This window comes from Dellaglioa sp. CoH-55-MRSF-8, assembly GCF_056782195.1.
On record NZ_JBXAYH010000019.1, the window covers coordinates 1 to 965 of the forward strand.

Below are 965 nucleotides of genomic sequence, written 5' to 3' on the forward strand. Positions count from 1 at the left end.
CGCGGAGGATTGAGATGAACAACTTTTTCATGATGCTGTGGCTTGCGGACGTGGCCGACGCCTTTAAGATGGCGGTCGGAGTATGCATTATGGCCACGGTCTTTGCGAGCCTAGTGTGGGCCGCGAACGTATCTGGTAACAAAGAGGCCAAAAAGCGATTTATCAAGTGGCTGAAGATTTGGGGCTCTGTCGTGTCAGTAGCCGCTATTTGCGCCCTGCTCTCACCCTCGGGTGACACTCTGCGCACGGCTGCTGCCATCGGAGCCGGGCGTGACGTACTGAGCACTGAAGTCGGGAAGCACGCTCAGGACGCGGCCATCAGATTCCTCGACGGATTGAGCAAGAAGAACTGATAGTAGTAATTAAAAGTTGACAAGAAAGGGCCTCCACGTTAAACTGGGGGCTCTTTCACATTTAGGAGCCTGAGATGACGCCGAAGAAAATCAATCTGCTGGAAGCGGCACGCAACGTGATCCGGGATGATCCGCACTGGGTGGACGCCGAGAAGCTGGCGTATGAACTCGATCTGGACAACGTGTACTGGGCGGGTGACATTCCGGGTTTTGATGAACGTGTCAAGGGCTATTTTCTGAGCAAGAACTACTGCACGGACTCGTGGGTCGGTCTTCAAGCCATCTTCTTCGACGATCGGCTGGTCGCGATCATGCATCAGGAGGGTCGCAAGTCTGATCCCGAGTATTGGTTCGTGGATCGGGAGAGCGCACTCGAACTGCGCCAGTTCATGACAGTCACGCGTCCGGAACCCGAACTCTCGTACATCGACCCGAACGAGGAAATTAACGATCACTATACTCTGGAGTACGCGAACGGCATCCTCGACAAGAAAGGCTTCTACAATGGTGAGCCAGTCGAGTACGTGATGAAGCATGTGAAGCCGGATGATCCGTACAAGGGTTACCTCTCGTCGAAGATCGTGGTGAAGCACGCGACAGGCGCGACACAAG

The 965-nt window shown here is 54.5% G+C and carries 2 protein-coding genes; both read left to right on the forward strand.

The window, feature by feature from the left end; translation table 11 throughout:
• Positions 1-353: DNA translocase FtsK 4TM domain-containing protein (locus tag AC1RPW_RS07610; protein WP_481769384.1), on the forward strand; the 353-nt coding region annotated here is incomplete at its 5' end.
• Positions 354-427: 74 nt separating this feature from the next.
• On the forward strand, positions 428-965 hold a 538-nt coding region (locus AC1RPW_RS07615; protein WP_481769385.1), incomplete at its 3' end, for a hypothetical protein.